The organism is Streptomyces griseus, from assembly GCF_900460065.1.
Classification (GTDB): Bacteria; Actinomycetota; Actinomycetes; order Streptomycetales; family Streptomycetaceae; genus Streptomyces; species Streptomyces griseus.
The window spans coordinates 33161-54541 of sequence record NZ_UAVD01000032.1 but is presented as its reverse complement, the minus strand read 5'-3'; the positions used below and the strand labels follow the sequence as shown (position 1 = coordinate 54541).

The 21381-nt window shown below is 71.5% G+C and carries 17 protein-coding genes and 1 pseudogene; 8 read left to right on the top strand and 10 right to left on the bottom strand.

What is annotated here, in order from left to right; all coding sequences use genetic code 11:
• Positions 1-350 precede the first annotated feature (350 nt).
• From DTB53_RS23215 to DTB53_RS23195, 5 genes are all read right to left on the bottom strand, one after another.
• A complete protein-coding gene (locus tag DTB53_RS23215) occupies positions 351-1409 on the bottom strand; it encodes a LacI family DNA-binding transcriptional regulator (protein ID WP_030700849.1) in 1059 nt (352 codons plus the stop codon).
• A complete protein-coding gene (locus DTB53_RS23210) occupies positions 1394-3070 on the bottom strand; it encodes a glycoside hydrolase family 13 protein (protein ID WP_012381212.1) in 1677 nt (558 codons plus the stop codon). The genes DTB53_RS23215 and DTB53_RS23210 overlap by 16 nt, the downstream gene beginning before the upstream one ends.
• 111 nt (positions 3071-3181) lie before the next feature.
• On the bottom strand, positions 3182-4078 hold the full coding sequence (locus DTB53_RS23205) for a sugar ABC transporter permease (protein WP_012381211.1): 897 nt from the start codon (positions 4076-4078) through the stop codon (positions 3182-3184).
• On the bottom strand, positions 4075-5094 hold the full coding sequence (locus DTB53_RS23200; RefSeq protein WP_003969548.1) for a carbohydrate ABC transporter permease: 1020 nt from the start codon (positions 5092-5094) through the stop codon (positions 4075-4077). The genes DTB53_RS23205 and DTB53_RS23200 overlap by 4 nt, the downstream gene beginning before the upstream one ends.
• Before the next feature lie 19 nt (positions 5095-5113).
• A complete protein-coding gene (locus DTB53_RS23195; protein ID WP_003969547.1) occupies positions 5114-6385 on the bottom strand; it encodes an extracellular solute-binding protein in 1272 nt (423 codons plus the stop codon).
• A gap of 346 nt (positions 6386-6731) precedes the next feature.
• Between DTB53_RS23195 and DTB53_RS23190 the strand changes: the two genes are divergently transcribed.
• Together DTB53_RS23190 and DTB53_RS23185 are read left to right on the top strand one after the other, a co-directional pair.
• Positions 6732-7775: a LacI family DNA-binding transcriptional regulator gene (locus DTB53_RS23190; RefSeq protein ID WP_003969546.1), complete on the top strand. Its 1044-nt coding sequence runs from the start codon at positions 6732-6734 to the stop codon at positions 7773-7775.
• A 58-nt stretch (positions 7776-7833) separates the two neighbouring features.
• Positions 7834-8838, top strand: coding sequence for a phosphatase PAP2 family protein (locus DTB53_RS23185; RefSeq protein WP_075025199.1), 1005 nt, complete (start codon positions 7834-7836; stop codon positions 8836-8838).
• A gap of 156 nt (positions 8839-8994) precedes the next feature.
• Here DTB53_RS23185 and DTB53_RS23180 read toward each other — a convergent pair whose 3' ends face one another.
• Entirely contained in the window at positions 8995-11991 is a 2997-nt protein-coding gene (locus DTB53_RS23180) for a bifunctional [glutamine synthetase] adenylyltransferase/[glutamine synthetase]-adenylyl-L-tyrosine phosphorylase (RefSeq protein WP_003969544.1), read from the bottom strand.
• A gap of 102 nt (positions 11992-12093) precedes the next feature.
• On the opposite strand from DTB53_RS23180, the pseudogene DTB53_RS37535 reads away from it, so the two are divergent.
• A pseudogene (locus tag DTB53_RS37535) lies at positions 12094-12189 on the top strand (pyridoxamine 5'-phosphate oxidase family protein); the annotation flags it as partial.
• Here the strand turns inward: DTB53_RS37535 and DTB53_RS23170 are convergent.
• Both DTB53_RS23170 and DTB53_RS23165 read right to left on the bottom strand, forming a co-directional pair.
• On the bottom strand, positions 12180-12992 hold the full coding sequence (locus DTB53_RS23170) for a putative protein N(5)-glutamine methyltransferase (RefSeq protein WP_012381209.1): 813 nt from the start codon (positions 12990-12992) through the stop codon (positions 12180-12182). The pseudogene DTB53_RS37535 and the gene DTB53_RS23170 sit on opposite strands and share 10 nt — an antisense overlap.
• Before the next feature lie 283 nt (positions 12993-13275).
• Positions 13276-14775, bottom strand: a complete 1500-nt coding sequence (locus tag DTB53_RS23165; RefSeq protein WP_012381208.1) for an MFS transporter — start codon at positions 14773-14775, stop codon at positions 13276-13278.
• Between the two features lie 212 nt (positions 14776-14987).
• On the opposite strand from DTB53_RS23165, the gene DTB53_RS23160 reads away from it, so the two are divergent.
• Positions 14988-15587 carry an acyl-CoA-like ligand-binding transcription factor gene (locus DTB53_RS23160; RefSeq protein WP_003969541.1) on the top strand — a complete coding sequence of 200 codons (600 nt, stop codon included), beginning with the start codon at positions 14988-14990 and terminating at the stop codon, positions 15585-15587.
• An 84-nt stretch (positions 15588-15671) separates the two neighbouring features.
• On the opposite strand, the gene DTB53_RS23155 is transcribed toward DTB53_RS23160, so the two are convergent.
• On the bottom strand, positions 15672-16451 hold the full coding sequence (locus DTB53_RS23155; RefSeq protein ID WP_012381207.1) for a GntR family transcriptional regulator: 780 nt from the start codon (positions 16449-16451) through the stop codon (positions 15672-15674).
• Positions 16452-16611: 160 nt separating this feature from the next.
• On the opposite strand from DTB53_RS23155, the gene DTB53_RS23150 reads away from it, so the two are divergent.
• The 3 genes from DTB53_RS23150 to DTB53_RS23140 all read left to right on the top strand — a co-directional run bounded on the left by DTB53_RS23150 (position 16612) and on the right by DTB53_RS23140 (position 18680).
• Entirely contained in the window at positions 16612-16950 is a 339-nt protein-coding gene (locus DTB53_RS23150; protein ID WP_012381206.1) for a hypothetical protein, read from the top strand.
• A 290-nt stretch (positions 16951-17240) separates the two neighbouring features.
• A complete protein-coding gene (locus DTB53_RS23145; RefSeq protein WP_003969538.1) occupies positions 17241-17537 on the top strand; it encodes a hypothetical protein in 297 nt (98 codons plus the stop codon).
• Positions 17538-17873: 336 nt separating this feature from the next.
• Positions 17874-18680, top strand: a complete 807-nt coding sequence (locus DTB53_RS23140; RefSeq protein ID WP_063744774.1) for a hypothetical protein — start codon at positions 17874-17876, stop codon at positions 18678-18680.
• A gap of 326 nt (positions 18681-19006) precedes the next feature.
• Here DTB53_RS23140 and glnA2 read toward each other — a convergent pair whose 3' ends face one another.
• Positions 19007-20368 (bottom strand): gamma-glutamylpolyamine synthetase GlnA2, encoded by a 1362-nt coding sequence (gene glnA2 / locus DTB53_RS23135; protein WP_003969536.1) that lies wholly within the window; start codon positions 20366-20368, stop codon positions 19007-19009.
• Positions 20369-20644: 276 nt separating this feature from the next.
• On the opposite strand from glnA2, the gene DTB53_RS23130 reads away from it, so the two are divergent.
• Entirely contained in the window at positions 20645-21337 is a 693-nt protein-coding gene (locus DTB53_RS23130) for a thioredoxin-like domain-containing protein (RefSeq protein ID WP_003969535.1), read from the top strand.
• Positions 21338-21381 lie beyond the last annotated feature (44 nt).

Here is a 21381-nt window from a genome sequence, read left to right as displayed (position 1 = left end):
GCAGACCGTACGAGCCCTCCCGTCGCCGGTCAACCCTTTGGACATCCCCCGCTCACATCCGCGAAACAGCGGAGATTTCTTGCCGACCCCTTCACGATTTCTCGCTGCAAGGTCTTTCGCAAGATATTGCGAGCCTGTTACGTTTCATCCCGACTCCGGTCCGGTCGGCCGGGGGATCCGGCACCGCTTCACGTCGTCGGACCCCACGCGCCCGGCCGGCCGGGCCGGTCACGGCAAGAGAGGCACCCGGAGTCGCGACAACTCCCCGCCGGCCCTTCCTGGGCCGACTCCTGGTGCCTCTCCTGTACGTGTCCGTTCCCGTACGGGCGCCCGCGCCACCGTCACGCGGTTCAGCCGTTGCGTACCGCCGCCGTCGAGCCCCGTACGACCAGCTCCGGCTGGAAGACGTACTCGGTGCGCTGCACCGGGCTCCCGCCGATCTCCTCCAGCAGCGCGCCCACGGCGGCCGCCGCCATCGCCTGCACGGGCTGGCGCACCGTGGTCAGCGGCGGGTCGGTGAACGCGATGAGCTGCGAGTCGTCGAAGCCGACGACCGAGACGTCACGGGGCACGTCGAGGCCCCTCCCCCGGGCGGCGCGGACCACCCCCAGCGCCATCAGGTCGCTGCCGCAGACGATGCCCGTGCAGCCCGCGTCCAGCAGGGCGCCCGCCGCCACCTGGCCGCCCTCGACGCTGAACAGGGTGGAGCAGACGAGCGGTTCGGCCTCGGTGCGGTCCATGCCGAGCACCGAGACGGCCGCCTCCACGAACCCGTCGCGCTTGCGGCGGGAGGGGACGTAGCGCTGCGGCCCGATGGCCAGCCCGATCCGGCGGTGGCCGAGGTCGGCGAGGTGCTGGAGGGCCATCCGTACGGCAGCGTTGTCATCGGGCGAGACGAACGGGGCGCTGATGCGCTCGTTGTAGCCGTTGATCAGGACGAACGGCACACCGCGCTCGGTGAGCGCGGCGTACCGTCCCGGGTCGGCGGAGGTGTCCGCGTGCAGCCCGGACAGGAAGACGATGCCGCCGACGCCGCGCTCGACGAGCTGCTCGACGAGTTCGTCCTCGGTGGCCCCGCCCGGGAGCTGGGTGCAGAGCACGGGGGTGTAGCCGTGCCCGGCCAGCACCTGTTCGACGGACTGCGCGAAGGCCGGGAAGATCGGGTTGGTGAGTTCGGGCGTCACCAGGCCGATCAGCCCGGCGCTGCGCTGCCGCAGCCGTACGGGCCGCTCGTAGCCCAGGATGTCGAGCGCCGCGAGCACCCGCTGACGCGTGGTGTCCGCGACGCCCTGCTTCCCGTTCAGGACCCGGCTGACCGTCGCCTCGCTGACCGCCGCCTGTCCGGCGATGTCGGAGAGGCGGGGCGCTGCCGTGGTCCTGGGCGCGGGGAGTGTCACACCGTCCACCACACCGTGGTGTCGGCGGGCAGCTCGGCCTCGGCGCCGTCCACGGTCACCGGGGAGCTGGCGAGCAGCACCCGGCCGCGGGCGGCGATACGGACGGGGACGCCGGTGGTGTTGACGGTGCAGACGAAGCCGGGGCGGGCGAAGACGAGGACGCCTTCGGGGCCGTCCAGCCATTCGACGTCCGTGCCCGCGCCGAGGCCCGGGTGGTCCCGGCGGGCGGCGATGGCGGCCCGGTACAGCTCCAGGGTGGAGCCCTCCACGCCGGTCTGCGCCTCGACGGACAGCTCGCCCCAGCCGGCGGGCTGCGGGAGCCAGCTGCCGCCGTCGCCGAAGCCGTACGAACGTCCCTCGCGGGTCCAGGGGATCGGGACGCGGCAGCCGTCGCGGAAGCCGTCCTGGCCCTCGGCGCGGAAGAACGAGGGGTCCTGGCGGGCCTCGTCGGGCAGGTCGGTGACGTCGGGCAGGCCGAGCTCCTCGCCCTGGTAGACGTAGGCGGAGCCGGGCAGGGCGAGCATCAGCAGGGAGGCGGCGCGGGCGCGGCGCAGGCCCAGCTCGCGGTCGCCGGGGGTGCGGATCTGGGTGCCGAGGCCCGCCGGGTTGGCGAAGCGGGTGGCGTGCCGGGTGACGTCGTGGTTGGAGAGCACCCAGGTGGCGGGCGCGCCGACCGGGCGCATGGCGGCGAGCGAGGTGTCGATGACCTCGCGCAGTTCGGCGGCGTCCCAGGCGGTGGCGAGGTACTGGAAGTTGAACGCCTGGTGCATCTCGTCGGGGCGCACGTAGTTGGCGGTGCGCTCGACGGTCGGCGTCCAGGCCTCGGCGACGGCGATCCTCTCGCCGGGGTACTCGTCGAGGATGGTGCGCCAGGTGCGGTAGATCGCGTGCACGCCGTCCTGGTCGAAGAAGGGCATGACGTCGTTGCCGAGCAGCTTGAGCTGGTCGTGGGAGCCGAGGTCGGGCAGCCCTTCGGCCTTGACGAGGCCGTGGGCGACGTCGACGCGGAAGCCGTCGACGCCCATGTCGAGCCAGAAGCGCAGGATGGAGCGGAACTCGTCGGCGACGGCCGGGTGTTCCCAGTTGAAGTCGGGCTGCTCGGGGGCGAAGAGGTGGAGGTACCAGTCGCCGGGGGCGCCGTCGGGGTTCACCGTGCGGGTCCAGGCGGGGCCGCCGAAGATGGACTCCCAGTCGTTGGGCGGCAGTTCGCCGTCCGCGCCCTTTCCGGGGCGGAAGTGGTAGCGCTCGCGCAGGGCGGAGCCGGGGCCCTCGGCCAGGGCGCGCTTGAACCACTCGTGCTGGTCGGAGGAGTGGTTGGGGACCAGGTCGACGATGACGCGCAGGCCCAGGCCGTGGGCCTCGCGGATCAGCGCGTCGGCGTCCAGCAGGTTGCCGAACATCGGGTCGATGGCGCGGTAGTCGGAGACGTCGTAGCCCGCGTCGGCCTGCGGGGAGGCGTAGAAGGGGCTGAGCCAGACAGCGTCGACGCCCAGGTCCTTCAGGTGGGGCAGGCGGGCGGTGACGCCGGCGAGGTCGCCCATGCCGTCGCCGTTGCCGTCGGCGAAGCTCCGCGGATAGACCTGGTAGATCACCGCGTCCTGCCACCAGCCGGTGCGGTGGCCCGGGGCGTCGTCGGACGTGCCGGTGGAGGGGGCAGCGAGGTGCTGGGTCATGTCGTCCCTGGGGTGTCTGGGTGGGGAGCGGCGCCGGTGACCGGGTCGGGGTTTCCGGCGCCGCCGTGACGGGTGCGGTGGTGCGTGCGGGTGCTGGGCGTCCTTGTGGTGTCAGCCCTTGACGGCTCCGGCGGACATGCCGGTGACCAGGTGCTTCTGGGCGAAGAGGAAAACCAGGGCGGCCGGGATGGCGATGAGCACGGAGGCCGCGGTCATGGGGCCCCACTGGGCTCCGTACTGGTTGACGAACTTCTGGAGCCCGCCGGCCAGCGTGAGGTTCTCGTCGCCGACCAGGAACGCGGAGGCGTACGCCACTTCGCCCCAGGCGGTGATGAAGGAGTAGAACGCGGTGACCGCGAGGCCCGGCTTGGCCAGCGGCAGGATGAGCCGCCAGAAGGTGCCGAACGGGGTGAGGCCGTCGACCTCGCCCGACTCGTCGATCTCGCGCGGGATGGTGTCGAAGAAGCCCTTCATCATCCAGGCGCAGAACGGCACCGAGATGGTGAGGTAGGTGATGACGAGTCCGGTGGGCTGGTTGAGCAGTCCGAGGCTCGACATGATGTTGTAGATCGGCACGATGAGGACGGCGACCGGGAACATCTGGGTGATCAGCAGCGTCCACATCAGCCCGCGCTTGCCGGGGAAGCGGAAGCGGCTCACCGCGTATCCGGTGGTGGCGGCGACGAAGACGCCGATCACCGTGGAGAGCGCGGAGATGATCACGGAGTTGGCGAACCAGTTGAGGAACTCCGTGTCGCGGATCAGGTTCGTGTAGTTGACGAGTGTCGTCTCGCGGAAGAAGTCCGTGGTGGTCGCGAACTTGGCGGGCTTGAGCGAGGTCAGCAGGACCCACAGCACCGGGAAGACCGCGATCACCGAGGCGATGATCAGGGTGAGGTGCAGGGCCACGGAGGCGAGCGGGGAGCGCTCGCCGCGCAGGCGGACCTTGCGGGCGCCGTTCCGGGCGGGGGCGGCGTGCCGGGCGGGGGTGTCGGTCGCGGTGGTCACCAGTTGTCTCCCTGGGAGCGCAGGACCCGCCGGTAGACGACGGCGAAGACCATCAGGAGGACGAGGATCAGCACGCCCCAGGTGGAGGACTGCGCGTAGTCGCGCGGGCTGATCTCGAAGGAGAACTTGTACGCCTGGGTCACCAGGATCTGGGTGGCCTCACCGGGTCCGCCGCGGGTCAGCAGGAAGATCACCGGGAACATGTTGAAGGTCCAGATGGTGGAGAGCAGGATCACCGTGGTGGAGACGGGGCGCAGTCCGGGCAGCGTGATGTGGCGGAAGCGCTGCCAGGCGGAGGCGCCGTCCATCTCGGCCGCCTCGTACTGCTCGGAGGGGATGGACTGGAGTCCGCCGAGGAGGGCCACCATCATGAACGGGATGCCGAGCCAGACGTTGACGGCGATGACCGCGAACTTGGCCCAGGTCGGGTCGTTGAGCCACGGGACGGCGTCGAAGCCGGCGCCGCCGAGGATCTTGTTGAGCAGACCGCGCTCCTCGTTGTAGAGGAAGCGCCAGGCGAAGACGGAGACGAAGCCGGGGATGGCCCAGGGCAGGATGAGGGCCATGCGGTAGGCGGAGCGTCCGACGATGCGGCGGTTGAGGATGTTCGCCAGGGCCATGCCGAGGACGAACGTGATGCTCACGCAGGAGACGGTCCACACCAGCGTCCAGCCGAGCGTGCCGAGGAACTGCGAGCCGGTCAGTGCGTCGACGTAGTTGTCCGCGCCGACGAACTCGTAGGTGGCGGGGATCTCGTTGACCCCGATGGAGCGGGCGACGTTGCGCTCGTCGGCGTCGGTCATCGAGAGGTAGATGCCGCGGACCAGCGGGTAGCCGATGATCACGCCGATCACGACGACGACCGGGGCGACCATGGCCCAGGCGTACCAGTGGACCGACAGCGCCCGCCGGATCCGGCCGGGCTTCGGTGGTGGGGTGCCAGTACCGCGGCTCCGGCCGCGGGCGGTGTTCCCGCCCGCGGCCTTCACCACCGACTGGCTGGTGTGGACAGCCATCAGTCGGCCAACCTTCCTGTTACTTCCAGTCCTTCAGGAGCTTGCGGTACTCGTCGCCGGTGGCCTTGGCGGCCTTCTCCGGCGTGGTCTGGCCGGTGAGGACCTTGGTGTACTCGATGCCGAGCGGGGCGAAGAGGCTGCCGCCCTCGGGGATCCAGGGGCGCTCGACGGCGGTCTCGACGACCGGCTTGAAGAAGCCGACGATCTCGCTGTCGACCGCTTCCTTCTTGGCGTACGCGGAGGTGCGGGTGGGCAGCAGGTTCAGCTCGCCGGCGGCGGTGGCCTGGGACTCCACGGAGGTCATGTACTCGACGAAGGCGTAGGAGGCGTCGAGGTTCTTGGAGCCCGCGTAGACGGCGAGGTTGTGGCCGCCCTGCGGGGCGCCCTGGGCGGCGGAGCCGGCCGGGACCGGGGCGATGCCCAGGTTGCCCTTGTCCGTGAACTGGCTGCCGGTCAGGGTGTCGGCGACGGCCCAGGGGCCGTTGATCATCATCGCGACGTCGCCGTTCTTGAACGCCTGCATCATGTTCTCCCAGCCGTCCGAGGCATCCGTCTTCGCGGTGCCGTCGTCGACCAGGGCCTTGACCGCCTTGAACGCCTTGACGCCCTCGGGCTTGTCCACGGAGACGGACTTGGAGCCGGCGTCGACCAGGTCGCCGCCCTCGCCGTACAGGAAGGAGAGGAAGTAGTACGGGTCGTCGCCGCGCAGGTAGAGGCCGGTCTTGCCGGTCTTGTCCTTGATCTTCTTGCCGGCGGCCTTGAGGTCGTCCAGGTTGGCGGGCGCCTCGACACCGGCCTCCTTGAGCAGCTTCTTGTTGTAGAAGATGCCCATGGAGTCGATGACCTGCGGGACGGCGTAGGTCTTGTCCTCGTACTTGGTGGACGCGACGGCCTGCTCCAGGAAGTCGTCCTGGTCCTTCAGGGCGGGGGTGCCGTCCAGCGGGGCCAGGTAGCCGAGGTTGGCGAAGTCCGGCGTCCAGGCGACCTCGGAGCGGATCACGTCGGGGGCGCCGTCGCCGGCCTGGGCCGCGTTCTTGAACTTGTTCTGCGCGTCGCCGAAGGGCACGTTGACGTACTTGACGTCGACCTTCGGGTGCTTCTTCTCGAAGCCCTCGGCCAGCTTCTTGAAGACCTTGTCCTCGCTGCCGACGCTGGAGGTGTCCCACCAGGTCACCGTGCCGGAGAGCTCGCCCGAGCTCTTGCCGCCGCCGGACTCGTCGTCGCTGCCGCAGGCGGTCGCCGCGAGCGCCAGGGCCGCGACCAGGGCGGTGGCCGTTATGCCACGTCGCATCTGAACTCCTTCAACTGCCGTACCGCTCCGTCGCGGCGCCGGGTCGACGTGAACGTAACAAGGATGAAAGACGACCGAAAGACCTTGCGGAAGATTTCTGCAAGCCCTGGTGATCGTTACATTCGCGTGTCCTCAAGGTTGCCGTCAAGCCTCTTGACGAGGGTCACTCACGCCTGGCAGGGGCAGGCGGGGCACGGGATATCCGCAGTGCGACGATCCGACCGCAGCCCGCGATCCACAGCCGCAAGTCCTTGCAAGACGTTGCCAAAACCCCCTCCGGCCCCCGCCCCGGCGCCACCCCGCACACAGTGGGCAATCCGACACGGGCCCGGTACAGTCCCATCCCATGACCGCACGGCTTGCCGATATCGCAACTCAGGCGGGGGTCAGCGAAGCAACGGTCAGCCGGGTCCTGAACGGCAAGCCCGGAGTGGCGGCGACCACCCGCGAATCCGTCCTCGCGGCGCTCGACGTGCTGGGGTACGAACGCCCGGTGCGGCTGCGCAGGCGCAGCGCGGGACTGGTCGGCCTGATCACCCCGGAGTTGGAGAACCCGATCTTCCCGGCGCTGGCGCAGGTGATCGGACAGGCGCTGACCCGGCAGGGCTACACCCCGGTGCTGGCCACCCAGACCCCCGGCGGCTCCACCGAGGACGAACTCACCGAAATGCTGGTGGACCGGGGCGTTTCCGGCATCATCTTCGTCTCCGGGCTGCACGCGGACACCTCGGCCGACATGCAGCGCTACGAGCAACTGCGCGGCCAGGGAGTCCCCTTCGTCCTGGTGAACGGCTTCTCCGCCAAGGTGCAGGCGCCGTTCATCTCACCGGACGACCGGGCGGCGATGCGCCTCGCGGTGACGCATCTGGTGGCGCTGGGCCACACCCGTATCGGTCTGGCGGTCGGCCCCAAGCGCTTCGTGCCGGTGCTCCGCAAGATCGAGGGCTTCCACGCCACGATGCGTGAGCAGCTGGGCCTCGCACCGGACGAGGTGGAGGAGTTGATCCAGCACTCCCTGTACACGCTGGAGGGCGGTCAGGCCGCCGCCTCCGCCCTGATGGAGCGCGGCTGCACGGCGGTCGTCTGCGCGAGCGACATGATGGCGCTCGGGGCGATCCGGGCCGCGCGCCGGCTGTCGAAGGACGTGCCGCGCGACCTCTCGGTCGTGGGGTACGACGACTCGCCGCTCATAGCGTTCACGGACCCGCCGCTGACCACGATCCGGCAGCCGGTGACGGCCATGGGCCAGGCCGCCGTCCGGACCCTCCTGGAGGAGATCGGCGGAACCCCGGCACCGCACAGCGAGTTCGTCTTCATGCCTGAGCTGGTGGTTCGCGGCTCGACGGCCTCGGGCCCCGCAGGCGGCTCAGGGTCGGCCCCTCGTCCTTGAGACGCAGGATGTGCGCCCCGAACCCGACCGGAGGATGATCGGGGGCAGGGGAACCACTATGGAAGACTCTGTGCCTATGGGTGAAACACAGGTGACATCGCACGAAGGCCGGTCAACGGCCGATCCTTCACCCATCGCGGCCCGGGCGGCCTCCGAAACCGCCCCCGCCCCCACCACTCCCCCGGCTTCCGGGAAGACCGGCAGGCTGCTCGCCCGCTTCCGCGCCCTGCGGATGCCCCGCCGCCCCCGGCTCTGGTTCGAGATCCTGCTCATCGCGGTCAGTTACTGGCTGTACTCGCTCGTGCGCAACGCCGTCCCGGAGCAGAAGGCCCAGGCACTGCGCAACGCGGACTGGATCTGGTCGGCGGAGAAGTCCATGGGCCTCGCCTTCGAGGAAACGGTCAATCACGCGGTCAATTCCGTGACATGGCTGATCGTGTCGATGAACTACTACTACGCGACGCTGCACTTCGTCGTGACCATCGGCGTCCTCATCTGGCTGTTCCGCCGCCACCCGGGCCGTTACGCGGCGACGCGGCTGGTCCTCTTCGCGACGACGGCGGTGGCCCTGCTCGGCTACTACCTCTACCCGCTGGCGCCACCCCGCCTGATGAACGGCGCGAACTTCATCGACACCGTGCTCCTGCACGAGACGTGGGGCTCGATGGCCTCGGGCAACTTCAAGAACATGTCGAACCAGTACGCGGCGATGCCGTCGATGCACATCGGCTGGTCCCTCTGGTGCGGCCTGACGATCTTCGCCCTGGCCCGTGCGCCCTGGGCCCGCATCCTGGGCCTGCTCTACCCGACGCTCACGCTGGTCGTCATCGTGGCCACCGCCAACCACTTCTGGCTGGACGCGGTGGGCGGCATGGCCTGTCTGGCGTTCGGTTACGGGGTCTCCCGCGTCTGGTACGGCGCGCTGCCGCACCGCCTGCCGAAGTGGGTACCGGACCGCCCGGGCCGCCTGACCGCCCTGCGCGCCGCCAGACTCCCACGCCCGGCATCGGAACCGGTCCCGCACCCGGAGAAGACCCCCGAATCCAGCCGCTCCGGCGCCTGAGGAACGGGGCCCGGGGCAGCGCCCCGAAACACCCCTCCGCGGCCCGGGGAACGCAACCCCGTCGCAGCACCCACCCCCCAGCCCCTCCGGCGCCCGAGGAACGGGGCCGGTGCAGCGCCCCGAGGGGCCCCGGGGCCGGGCCCCGGGAGCACACCCTCAGGTCGCCGCCCCGTAGAACCGCTCCTCCACCACCGCCCGAGCCCTCCGCGTGATCCGCCGGTAGTCGTCCAGCATGTCCCCGACGTGCCCCGGCTCGTACCCCAGGTACCGCCCGACCGCCGCCATCTCCCGCGGGTCCGACGGGAACGTGTCGCCCGGCCGCCCCCGCACCAGCATCACCGCGTTGCGGACCCGCGTCGCCAGGACCCACGCCTCGTCCAGCGTCTGCGCCTCCTCCAACGGGATCAGCTCCGCCGCGCACGCGGCGGCCAGCGCCTCGCGCGTACGCGTCGTGCGCAGCCCCGGCTCCGCCCAGCCGTGCTGCATCTGCATCAGCTGCACCGTCCACTCGACGTCGCTCAGCCCGCCCCGCCCCAGCTTCGTGTGGAGCGTGGGGTCCGCGCCGCGCGGCATCCGCTCGGACTCCATCCGCGCCTTGAGCCGGCGGATCTCCCGTACGGCGTCCTCGCCCAGCCCCTCCATCGGATACCGCAGCGGGTCGACCAGCTCGATGAAGTCGCGCCCCAGCTCCTCGTCGCCCGCCACCGGTTCGGCCCGCAGCAGCGCCTGGCTCTCCCAGACCAGCGACCAGCGCCGGTAGTAGGCCTCGTACGACTTCAGCGTCCGGACCAGCGGCCCGCTCTTGCCCTCCGGGCGGAGATCGGCGTCGATCAGCAGCGGCGGATCGGCGGTGGGCAGCTGGAGCAGTCTCCGCATCTCCCCGATGACGGTGTTGGCGGCCCGGGACGCCTCCTCGTCGCTCACCCCCTCGCGCGGCCGGTGGACGAAGAGGACGTCGGCGTCGGAGCCGTAACTCAGCTCGTGCCCCCCGAAGCGGCCCATGCCGATGACGGCGAACCGGGTCGGCAGGGTGTCGCCCCACTGCTCGCGGACCGCGGCCCGCAGCGCGCCCGCGACGGTGACGGCGTTGAGGTCGCTGACGGCCGAGCCGACGCGGTCGACGAGGGCCCCGTGGTCCTGCTCGGCGGGGTTGTCCTCGGTGCCGTACGAACCGATGAGGTCGGCGGCCGTCGTGCGGAACAGCTCGCGGCGGCGCACCCCGCGCACCACCGCGACGGCCGACTCCGCGTCCCCGGCACGCCCCACCGCGGCCAGCACCTCCTGCTCCAGGTGGGCCCGGGTGCGGGGCGTGAGCCCCTCCGGGTCGCCGAGGATCGCCACCGCCTCCGGGGCCCGCATGAGGAGGTCCGGGGCGAGGCGGCCGGCGGACAGGACCCGGGCGAGGTTCTCCGCCGCGGCGCCCTCGTCGCGCAGGAGCCGCAGGTACCACGGGGTCTTGCCGAGCGCGTCGGACACCTTGCGGAAGCCGAGGAGCCCGGCGTCCGGGTCGGCGGAGTCCGCGAACCAGCCGAGCAGCACGGGCAGCAGGGTGCGCTGGATGGCGGCCTTGCGGGTCACCCCGGAGGAGAGGGCCTCCAGGTGCCGCAGGGCGGCGGCCGGGTCGGCGTACCCGAGGGCCTCCAGGCGGATCGCGGCGGCCTTGGCGCTGAGCCGGGACTCGGCGGGGGCCAGCTGGGCGACGGCGTCCAGCAGCGGCCGGTAGAAGATCTTCTCGTGCAGCCGCCGTACGACGGAGGCGTGCCGCTTCCAGGCCTTGTTGAGCTCGGCCACCGGGTCGGTGCGCATGCCGAGCGACCGGCCGAGCCTCCGCAGATCAGCCTCGTCGTCCGGGACGAGGTGGGTGCGGCGCAGCCGGTAGAGCTGGATGCGGTGCTCCATGGCGCGCAGGAAGCGGTACGCCTCGTCGAGCTGGGCGGCGTCCGCGCGCCCCACGTACCCGCCCTCGGCCAGCGCCCGCAGCGCCTCCAGGGTGGAGCCGCTGTGCAGGGAGGCGTCGCTCCGCCCGTGCACGAGCTGGAGGAGCTGGACCGCGAATTCGACGTCCCGGAGCCCGCCGGGGCCCAGCTTCAGCTCGCGCTCGATCCGGTCGGCGGGGATGTTGTCGACGACGCGGCGGCGCATCTTCTGCACGTCGGGGACGAAGTTCTCCCGGTCGGCGGCCCCCCACACGAGCGGCGACACCGCCGCGACGTACTCCGCGCCCAGCTCGGGGTCCCCGGCCACCGCGCGGGCCTTCAGCAGGGCCTGGAACTCCCAGGTCTTGGCCCAGCGCTGGTAGTAGGCGAGGTGGGAGCTGAGGGTGCGCACGAGCGGCCCGTTGCGGCCCTCGGGGCGGAGGTTGGCGTCGACCTCCCAGATGGTGCCCTCGACCGTCGTCTCGGAGCAGATCCGCATCATGTGGGCGGCCAGCCGGGTGGCGGCCTGCATGGCCTTGGTCTCGTCGACCCCGTCGCGCGCCTCCCCGACGAAGATCACGTCGACGTCGGAGACGTAGTTCAGTTCGCGCCCGCCGCACTTGCCCATGGCGACGACGGCGAGCCGGCACCGGGCCGCGTCCTCGGGTGCGGCCGTCCGGGCGATGGCGAGGGCGGCGCGGAGGGTGGCGGTGGCGAGGTCGGCCAGTTCGGCGGCGGTCTGCGCGAGACCGGTCGTCCCGCACACGTCCCGGGCGGCGAGGGTGAGCAGGCACCTGCGGTAGGCGACCCGCAGCGAGTCCGGGTCGACGGCTTCGGCGAGCCCGCGTTCGAACTCGGCGACCCCGGGGTGCAGGTCGACCGCCTCGTAGGTGACGAGCGCCTGCCAGTCGCGCGGGTGCCGGGCCAGGTGGTCCCCGAGCGCCTCCGACGCGCCGAGGACGCCGAGGAGCCGGTCGCGCAGGGGCTTGGCGGTGATGAGCGTGTCGAGCAGCACCTGGCGCTCGCTCTCCTCCTCGGCCTCCACGATCCGGACCAGGCCGCGCAGGGCCAGATCCGGGTCGGCGGTCGCCCCGAGCGCCTCCAGGAGGACCGGGTCGGACCGTACGGAGGTCAGGGCGTCCAGGCCGAGGAGCTGGTCCGCGGCGGACGGGTCGGTGAATCCGTGCCGCAGCAGCCTGGTGAACGTACTGCTTCTGCGCCCCGGCGCGGTCGTCATCCCGTGCTCTCCTGCCAGCCGAACCGATCTGCGTAACTGCTCGGCCGCTTCGTGTACCGGCGTCACAGCTCTTTGAGCCTAGTCCTGTGCCGATGCATTCGGGGCGGGGGCGGCCACGCCCACGTGTTCGCGGTCCACCCCCGTACGGCGTTCGGCTTCGGCAAGGGGGAGCCGTACGGCCAGACGCGCTACCGCTTCGGGCGATCCTCCGAGGGGCTGTTCGCCGCCGTCCCGACGAGGACCGTGGCGTACAGCTCCTCGGAGACCAGGACCCGGGGGCTCAGCCCGGCGGCGCGCAGGACCTCGACCGCCGTGTCCCGCTGCCGCTCGCTCGCCTCCACCAGCAGGCTGCCGCCGGGCGCGAGCCATGCGGGCGCTTCGGCGGCGACCCGGCGCATGACGTCGAGGCCGTCGCCGCCCCCGTCCAGGGCGACGCGCGGTTCGTGGACGCGGGCCTCGGCGGGCAGCAGCTCGACGTCGTCGGTGGGGACGTAGGGCACGTTGGCCAGCAGTACGTCGACGCGGCCGCGCAGGGTCGCGGGCAGCGGGGCGAACAGGTCGCCCTCGTAGACGTGTCCCAGGTCGCCGATGTTGCGCCGGGCGCAGCGCACGGCGGCGGGTTCGACGTCGCAGGCGTGCAGTTCGGCCGCGTCCGAGACGGCGGCGAGGGCCGCGCCGAGCGCACCCGAACCGCAGCAGAGGTCGACGACGACGGACCGGCGGGGCGCGAGGGCGGCGGCCCGGGCGACCAGGAACTCCGTACGGCGGCGGGGCACGAACACCCCGGGGTCCACGGCGAAGCGACGGCCGTGGAAGTCCGCCCAGCCCAGGACGTGTTCGAGCGGCAGTCCGGCGGCGCGGCGCTCGACGAGGGAGGACAGTTCGTCGGCCGAGGCGGCGGTCTCGTGGAGGAGGCGGGCCTCGTCCTCGGCGAAGACGCAGCCGGCGCGGCGCAGGGCGAGGACGGTGGCGGAGAGGGGACTCGACGGGTGAACCGGCATACGAGCGAAGCCTTTCGGGAAAACCGATGGGCGCTCCGCGACCGGCCTATGCCGTCCGGTCGGCTGCTGCCGGTCGTACGACGCGATCGCGCGGGGTGAGCACCCAGCCTGATCCAGCGGTGATGGGGCTCACCTCCTCGGTCGATCTCGTCGGCCCCGTGGGACACGGGGTGGGTGACCACGTGGCGTACGGGGGTGGTAACCCTACAACAGCCCGCTCCCGCACCCGTACGGGGCGCGGGAGCGGGCTGTCGTCCGGGATGCCGGTGCCGTTCGCCGTCTGCTACAGGTCGACGCTGTCCCGCAGCTTGGTGGGCGTCAGGAACAGGGAGGCGATCACCCCGATCACGGCGATGCCAGCCGAGATGAGGAAGATGTGGCCGGTCGCCTCCCCGTACGCGGCCCGGACGATGTCCTGGACCTGGGGCGGCATGGCGGCCACGTTGAGGGTGGAGCCGCTGGAGCCGGAGGCGGCCGGGTCGACGCCGAGTGCCGTCAGCCCGTCGGTGATCCTGGTGGCGACCTGGTGGGCGAGGACCGCGCCGAGCACCGAGACGCCCATGGTGCCGCCGAGGGAGCGGAAGAAGGTGATCGCCCCGCTGGCCGCGCCGATCTCGCTGAGGGGCACGGTGTTCTGGAGGACGAGCACCAGGTTCTGCATCGACATGCCGACGCCCACGCCGACGCCGAGCATCCCCAGCGACACCAGGACGAGCGAGGTCCGGTGGTCGATGAAGGACAGCCCGAGGAAGCCGAGGGCGAGGACGATCACGCCCGCGACGATGAACGGCTTGACCTTGCCGGTCTTCGAGACGAGGCGGCCGGCGACGGTCGAGGAGACGAGGACGCCCGCCATCAGCGGGATGGTGAGGAGTCCGGCCTCGGTGGGCGAGTAGCCGCGTCCGATCTGGAAGTACTGGCCGAGGAAGACCGCACCGCCGAACATGGCCATGCCGACGGCGAGGCTGGCGACGATGGCGAGGGCGGGGTCGCGGCGGCGGACGACGTGCATCGGGACGACGGGTTCCTTGACCCGGGTCTCGACGAGGACGGCGGCGCCGAGGATGAGGACGCTCCCGCCGACCATCAGGCCGGTCTGCCAGGAGATCCAGTCGAAGTCGGTGTCGACGAAGGTGACCCAGAGGAGCAGGAGGCTGACCCCGGCGGCGATCAGCGACGCGCCGAGGTAGTCGACCTTGGTCTCGGGCCTGCGGACTTCGGCCAGGTGCAGGGTGCGGGCGAGGATCAGGGAGGCGACCAGCGTGAAGGGCACGGCGATGAAGAAGCACCAGCGCCAGCCGAGCCAGGAGGCGTCGGTGATGAACCCGCCGAGCAGCGGCCCGCCGACGGTGGCGACGGCCATGACACCGCCGAGGTAGCCGTTGTACCGGCCGCGCTCCTTGGGGCTGATCATCGCGGCGATGATCACCTGGACGAGCACCTGGAGCGCGCCCATACCGAGCCCCTGGACGGCGCGGAACGCGATGAGCTGCTCGGTGGACTGGGCGAATCCGCAGGCGACCGACGAGACGACGAAGATCCCGATGGCTATCTGGAGCAGCAGCTTCTTGCTGAACAGGTCGGCGAGCTTGCCCCAGATCGGGGTGGAGGCCGTGGAGGCGAGCAGGGTCGCGGTGACGACCCAGGTGTACTGCGACTGCGTGCCGTCGAGGGACCCGATGATCTGCGGGAGCGCGACCGAGACCACGGTGCTGCTGATCATCGCCACGAACAGCACGATGAGCAGTCCGCTCAGGGCCCGCAGGACGTGCCGGTGGTCCATGGGTGCGGCGGCGGGGGCCCCGGCCGGGGCGGTGGCGGTGTCTGCTGCGCTCACGCGCAACCTCCGGAAAGTTCGTACGAGAGGCCCGTACGGGGCGGTCGTCACGGTTTCCGCGCGCGCCGGGTACGGGAGGGAGAAGACTTCACCATACATGCACACTGGGCAATTTTGCCCACTGCGCAACAATCTCGCCTCCGGGGGATAATGCCCGCATGGACAGCAGCACCGCGGGACCGGGACTCCGGGAACGCAAGAAGGAAGCCACCCGCCAGGCCGTGCACGAGGCGACCCTGCGCCTGACGGTGGAGCACGGCTTCGACCAGGTGACGGTCGAGGCGGTGGCGGACGCGGCCGGGATCTCCCGCAGGACGTTCTCCAACTACTTCACCAACAAGGAGGACGCCCTCCTCTACGGCGAGGAGCAGCAGATCAGGGCCCTGGTCCGCACGGTGCGGGACCGCCCCGCCGACGAGCCGGCCTGGCCGGCCCTGCGCGCGGCGGTGGCGCAGTTCGCGGACCGCGTGGCGCCCCCGGAGCGCGAGTGGGCGGTGCGCACCCGCCTGGCGATGCGTCACCCCTCCCTGCTGGCCCGCCAGCTGGCCAACCACGCCGCCCTGGAGCGCGACCTGGCCGAGGCGGTCGCCGCCCGCCCCGGCCCGCCGTCGGCCCCGGTCCGCCCGATCGTCCTGGCGGCGGGCTTCCTGTCCTCGCTCCGGATCGCGATGCGCATGTGGATCGAGGAGGACCTGACCCGCGAGCCGGCGGCGGTGATCGACGAGATCCTGGACGAGATGGGGCGGGGGTTCGCGTGAGGGCCGCGCACGACCGCGCCCCGGCGCCGAGCACCCCGCCGCCGGTCCGTGCGCGGCGCCCCTCGAGCCCCCTCGGCACCCGGCTCAGGAGTCCGGCTGGTCGGGGTCCGGTTGGTCGATGCGGATTTCGTAGGCGATCTCCCAGCGGATGTCCGGCACGGTGATGTCGGCCGTCTCCACGGGACGCCCCTCGCGGTCGAAGTACGTGCGCTCCACCTCGATGACGAGGTCGCCGATGGAGATCCCCAGCAGATTGGCCTGTTCCCGCGTCGCGCGGGCCGGGCGGGGAAGCTCGATGCCGGTGGCGATGTCCACCCCGATCGACCGCATCCGCTCCACCACGCCGATCTTGCCGAGCGGACCCATCTCGGGGAGCAGGACCGGGGTGCCGTCGGTGATGGCCATCGGCTCCCAGCTCTTGGCGAGCTGTACGGGCAGGCCGTCGGCGAGGAACTCGTAGTCGGTCACGACACAGAGGTCGCCGGGTTCGATCGCCAGGCGTTCCGCGATGTCTTCGGGGGCGGGGACCCGGGCCGTGCTGGTGCACTCCCAGTCGGCCTCGTGGTCGAGCTCGGCCATGTCCGAGGCGAAGGGGCTCTTGCCTCGCTGCTCGCGGTGGCGTGAGCGGACCATGCGGCGGCGCTCGCGGGCGCGGCGGACGTACGTGCCGGAGCCGGCGCGGCCTTCGAGGATGCCCTCGATGATCAGGCGCTCCATGGCCCGCTGCGCCACGGACTGACCGACGCCGTACTCCTCCGCGAACCGCGCCCGGGAGGGCAGCTTGTCGCCGACGGCCCATTCACCGGCTCGGATGCGAGCCCGCAGCTTGTCCGCCACCTGCAAGTACGGCGTATCACGTGGCATTTGAGCAGCTCCGTGTGTTCGGCGTCGATATGGGCGTCGCTGTTGACAAAGCTAACCCATCAGGTTGAAGCTGAATACTCAGCATTACATGGAGTGACATTCGGTCCACCAGGGGAGAAGTGTGCGCTCTGCACAAGCGCGGGTCGCTGCGCTGACCGGCATGCTCGCCGCCGCCACGGGCACCGAACCGCGTGTGGCCGCCGACCTGGACGCCTTCCGCGTCGAGGCCGATCTCCCCGCCGGATTGAGCACGACCGCCCACGCGGCCGTCCTCGCCGCCCTGGCCACGGCGGACCGCTACGGGCACACCCGCACCCGCACCGCCGAATACGTGTGGGCCGAGATCAGCGGAGAGGCGAACGTGACCACGACCGAATCCCCGGACACGGCGTACCGCGCCCTGCTCGGCCACACCATGACCTGCACCGCGTGCCGGACCGGCACGATCTGCCCCGACGCCACGAAGCTCGTCCGCGTCTGGCGGGAGACCCGCCGATGAGACACGGTGCGGGCTCCTGCGGGGTCGTTACCGGATCCCGCGGGGCCGGTGCGGCTCCCGCGGGGTCGGCGGGGGCTTCCTCCGGTTCGGCGCGGGGCTCCGCGGGACCGTGCCGGCGCGGCGGCGGGCCGACGGCGTACGGCCGGGCGGACCCCTGGACCCCCGCCCCGGCCGTCGATTCCTCGGCAGGGCCGCGGCCGGGCCGGGTCGCCACCCATCAATCCGAGACGGAGGCACCTGATGCGCAGGACCCACCGGGCGTTACCGCCACCACCACCCGGGAGGACCGGATGATCGCCCTCTCCACGAAGGACGTCCTCGACTGCGAGGCCTGCTGGAACGCCCCGGTCACCGCCGCCCGCCACACCCCCGCCGGCCGCGACCTGCTCTGCGAGGAGTGCGCGGAGGGCGACTACCCGCGCCGCGTCGACCTCTTCCCGCCGTTCGGCGTCTACGGCCTGACGGCCCGCAAGGTCCTGAACGACGGCAAACACGGCAGCGGCCCCCCGAAAACACCGCCGAACCCGGGCCCTCCCCTCCCGAACCCACCCCCCGCACCGTCGCCGCGGGGGACTCCGCCGGTGTAGCGCCCCAGGTCACGCTCGACCTGTACGGGGGGAACGGGCGGGGCCGCCGGGACGCGGGCCGCCCGGAACGACCCCGTCGACACGGGCGGCACCCGCGTGAAACGGCGGAGGCAGGCGGCCTCCTCGACCGGGCCTCTCCTCCGGCGCACCCTCGCGCCCCGACCGGGCCGACCACGGGCGGTGTCGCGCCGGACCCGCCCCGTCGTTCCCCCTGTCGATGGCGAGTGACCGCGTGAAGTCCATGACCGTCTCCGGACCGATGCGAAACCCGAGTGCGGCGAACCGGCTGATCGATAGGCTGGCCCGCAGCGCGAAGTCGGTTCATCGGAGGGGGACATGAGTACACCAGCAGCTCCGGGGACGCCTCCACCACCCCCGTACCCTCCCTCACCGCCGCGCACCGACCCTCCGCGGTGGGCCTGGTGGGTCGGGGGCATAGCCATCCCCCTGGTCGGGATCCTGGTGACCGTGGTCTTCGGGGGCAACGACTCCGGACCCGCCGCCGCGCCCGCCCCCGACACCGCCGACCGTGTCACGCGGCCCGCCTCGCCCAGCGCGTCCGGAACGCCGTCGTCAAAGGAGCCGGAGCCTGGGCCGCCGGCCCCGTCGGACGAGGCACCCTCCGTATCCGCCTCCGCGTCCGCCTCTCCGGAGGCCGACCTCACCGCGCCGGACGGGTACGCGCAGGCCCTCAGCACGATGTGGGGCCTCGCGCCCGTCCCGTGCACGCAGCACGAACAGCAGCTCGTCGACCTCGACGACGGCACCAGCCGGACCGAGGACGAGAACAACGGCGCGGTCCAGGAGCCCGGCGGGGCCGAGCTGTTGTACTGGCCGGACACCTGCACCGGCCTGGGTGACTACCAGTTGCGCGCGCTGCCCAACACCCGGGTCGGCCTCCTCCGGGCCGACGCCCCGAAGTCGTTCGATTCCTCCCGGGCCGCAGCGGGCACCGGTTTCGGCGCGCTGGCCCTGTCGGAGCGCACCGACCGGGAGGAACGCGGATTCGTCGAGGGTGCCGCGCTGTGCTCCGTGACGGACAAGGGCACGGTGTCCATGGCGGTGATCGAGCACATCGCCGGCGGCGCGGTGGACGACGTCTCGGTCAGCGGCCCCCTCCACATCTGGGCCGCGGCACCCTGATCGGGCCCGGAGTCCGGTGCGGGTGACCTTCCCCGGAAGGCTGCTGGGAACCGACTGTCGCGGCCGACTCCCTCGGCCGACGCCCCACCCCGATTCCCGTGCCGTCCGCCCTTGTCAGTGCCGCTTGCTAGGTTGTCCGGTGGTTGAAGGCCGGTCAGAGAACCTTCGAGGTCCGCGGTCAAGGGGGGCGGGCACAAAGGTCCCCGGGAGCCACCTCGGGACTGTGTAACAGGCCATGGATCCCCGCCCCCCTCATCCTCCCGTGCACACGGGCCGCCCATCCGGGCCGGACGGCCCCGGGCGGCCCGCAGTCACGTGCGTGCGCGCTACAGCACCGGCAGCAGGTTCTTCAGCTCGAAGGCCGTGACCTCGCTGCGGTACTCCTCCCACTCCTGCTTCTTGTTGCGGAGGAAGAAGTCGAAGACGTGTTCGCCCAGCGTCTCGGCGACCAGTTCGCTCTTCTCCATCAGTGAGATCGCCTCGCCGAGGTTCTGCGGGAGGGGCTCGATGCCCATCGCGCGGCGTTCGGCGTCGGAGAGGGCCCAGACGTCGTCGTCGGCGCCGGCCGGGAGTTCGTAGCCCTCCTCGATGCCCTTGAGGCCCGCGGCGAGCAGGACCGCGTAGGTGAGGTAGGGGTTGGCGCCGGAGTCGATGGAGCGGACCTCGACGCGGGCCGAGCCGGTCTTGCCGGGCTTGTACATCGGGACGCGGATGAGGGCGGAGCGGTTGTTGTGGCCCCAGCAGATGTACGAGGGGGCCTCGCCGCCCGCGCCGGCCGCGCGGGACGAGCCGCCCCAGATGCGCTTGTAGGAGTTGACCCACTGGTTGGTGACGGCCGAGATCTCCGCCGCGTGCGTCAGCAGGCCCGCGATGAAGGAGCGGCCGACCTTGGAGAGCTGGTACTCGGCGCCCGACTCGTAGAACGCGTTGCGGTCGCCCTCGAAGAGGGAGAGGTGGGTGTGCATGCCCGAACCCGGGTACTCCGAGAACGGCTTCGGCATGAACGTCGCCTGCACGCCCTGTTCCAGCGCCACCTGCTTCATCACCAGACGGAACGTCATGATGTTGTCCGCCGTGGAGAGCGCGTCCGCGTACCGCAGGTCGATCTCCTGCTGGCCCGGGGCGCCCTCGTGGTGGCTGAACTCGACCGAGATGCCCATCGATTCGAGCATGGTGATCGCCTGGCGGCGGAAGTCCATGCCGACGTTCTGCGGCGTGTGGTCGAAGTAGCCGGAGCTGTCCGCCGGGGTCGGGCGGGTGCCGTCGACCGGCTTGTTCTTCAGCAGGAAGAACTCGATCTCGGGGTGGGTGTAGAAGGTGAAGCCGAGGTCGGACGTCTTGGCAAGGATGCGCTTGAGGACGTAGCGCGGGTCCGCGAAGGACGGGGAGCCGTCCGGCATCAGGATGTCGCAGAACATCCGCGCGGTGCCGGGGGCCTCCGCGCGCCAGGGCAGGATCTGGAAGGTGCCCGGGTCCGGCTTGGCGATCATGTCCGATTCGTACACCCGGGCGAAGCCTTCGATCGCCGAGCCGTCGAAGCCGATGCCCTCGTCGAACGCCTGCTCCAACTCGGCCGGGGCCACGGCGACGGACTTGAGGAACCCGAGGACGTCGGTGAACCACAGCCGCACGAAGCGGATGTCGCGCTCCTCAAGGGTCCTGAGGACGAATTCCTGCTGCTTGTCCATTGCCACATCCTTGCAGTTCAGACGGTCCGTGCACCACCGCCCGGGGTAGGGGGACACTCCAGTATCGCGACCCGGGATTTCCCCCAGATTACGCACACGGTGTGAGAGAGAGCACTCGGCCACCCACTACGATCGGCGACCGTGGCGCACGCGGGCGGCAGCCGAGCCGTGGCCGGCTTTCGGCCCGCCTTCCCTCGCGGCTTTCCGCCCGTCCACGCGCCCCGGTCCACGGACCGTCCCGCTCCTCCCGGCCCCTTCGCAGAAGGACTCGACGACATGAGCTTCGACCCCCGGTACCCCCAGCCGCAGGCCCCCGACCCGCGCGCCCGCGCCACCCGCAACCGGGCCATCGCCATAGGGCTGAGCGCCGCCGTCGTGGCCGGTCTCGTCACCTTCGGCTCGTACCTGCTGCTGGAGAACTCCGAGGCGAACGAGAAGTCCGACAACGCCTCGGCGGCCCAGGACGGCAAGCACCCGGGCGGGCACGGCGACTCCCACGGCGACGCCACGGGCGGGGCCATCGAGGGGCTGAAGTCCTGGGACGCGGCGAAGCTCGGCCGCAACCACGTGGCGGGCTCGGTGGACTATCCGATGAAGCCTCCGGTCGGCGGCGACCACAACCCGTCCTGGATGAACTGCGACGGCGACGTATACGAAAAGGCCCTCCCGGACGTCAACGCCGTGCACTCCCTGGAGCACGGAGCCGTCTGGGTCACCTACAACGGCGAGGCCGCCGAAGCCGACGTCGCCGCGCTGACCGAGCGTGTGAAGAAGACCCCGTTCACGCTGATGAGCCCGTACGCCGGCCAGGAGGGCGCGATCATGCTCAGCGCCTGGGGCAAGCAGGTCACCGTCGACTCCGCCGACGACGAGCGGGTGGACCGGTTCCTCGCCCAGTACGTCCAGGGCGCGCAGACCCCCGAGCCCGGCGCGCCCTGCACCGGCGGGCTGGCCACGGTGCCGCGGTGACGGCCGGGGAACGGGCGGGCGGGGAACGGGCGGGCGGGGAACGG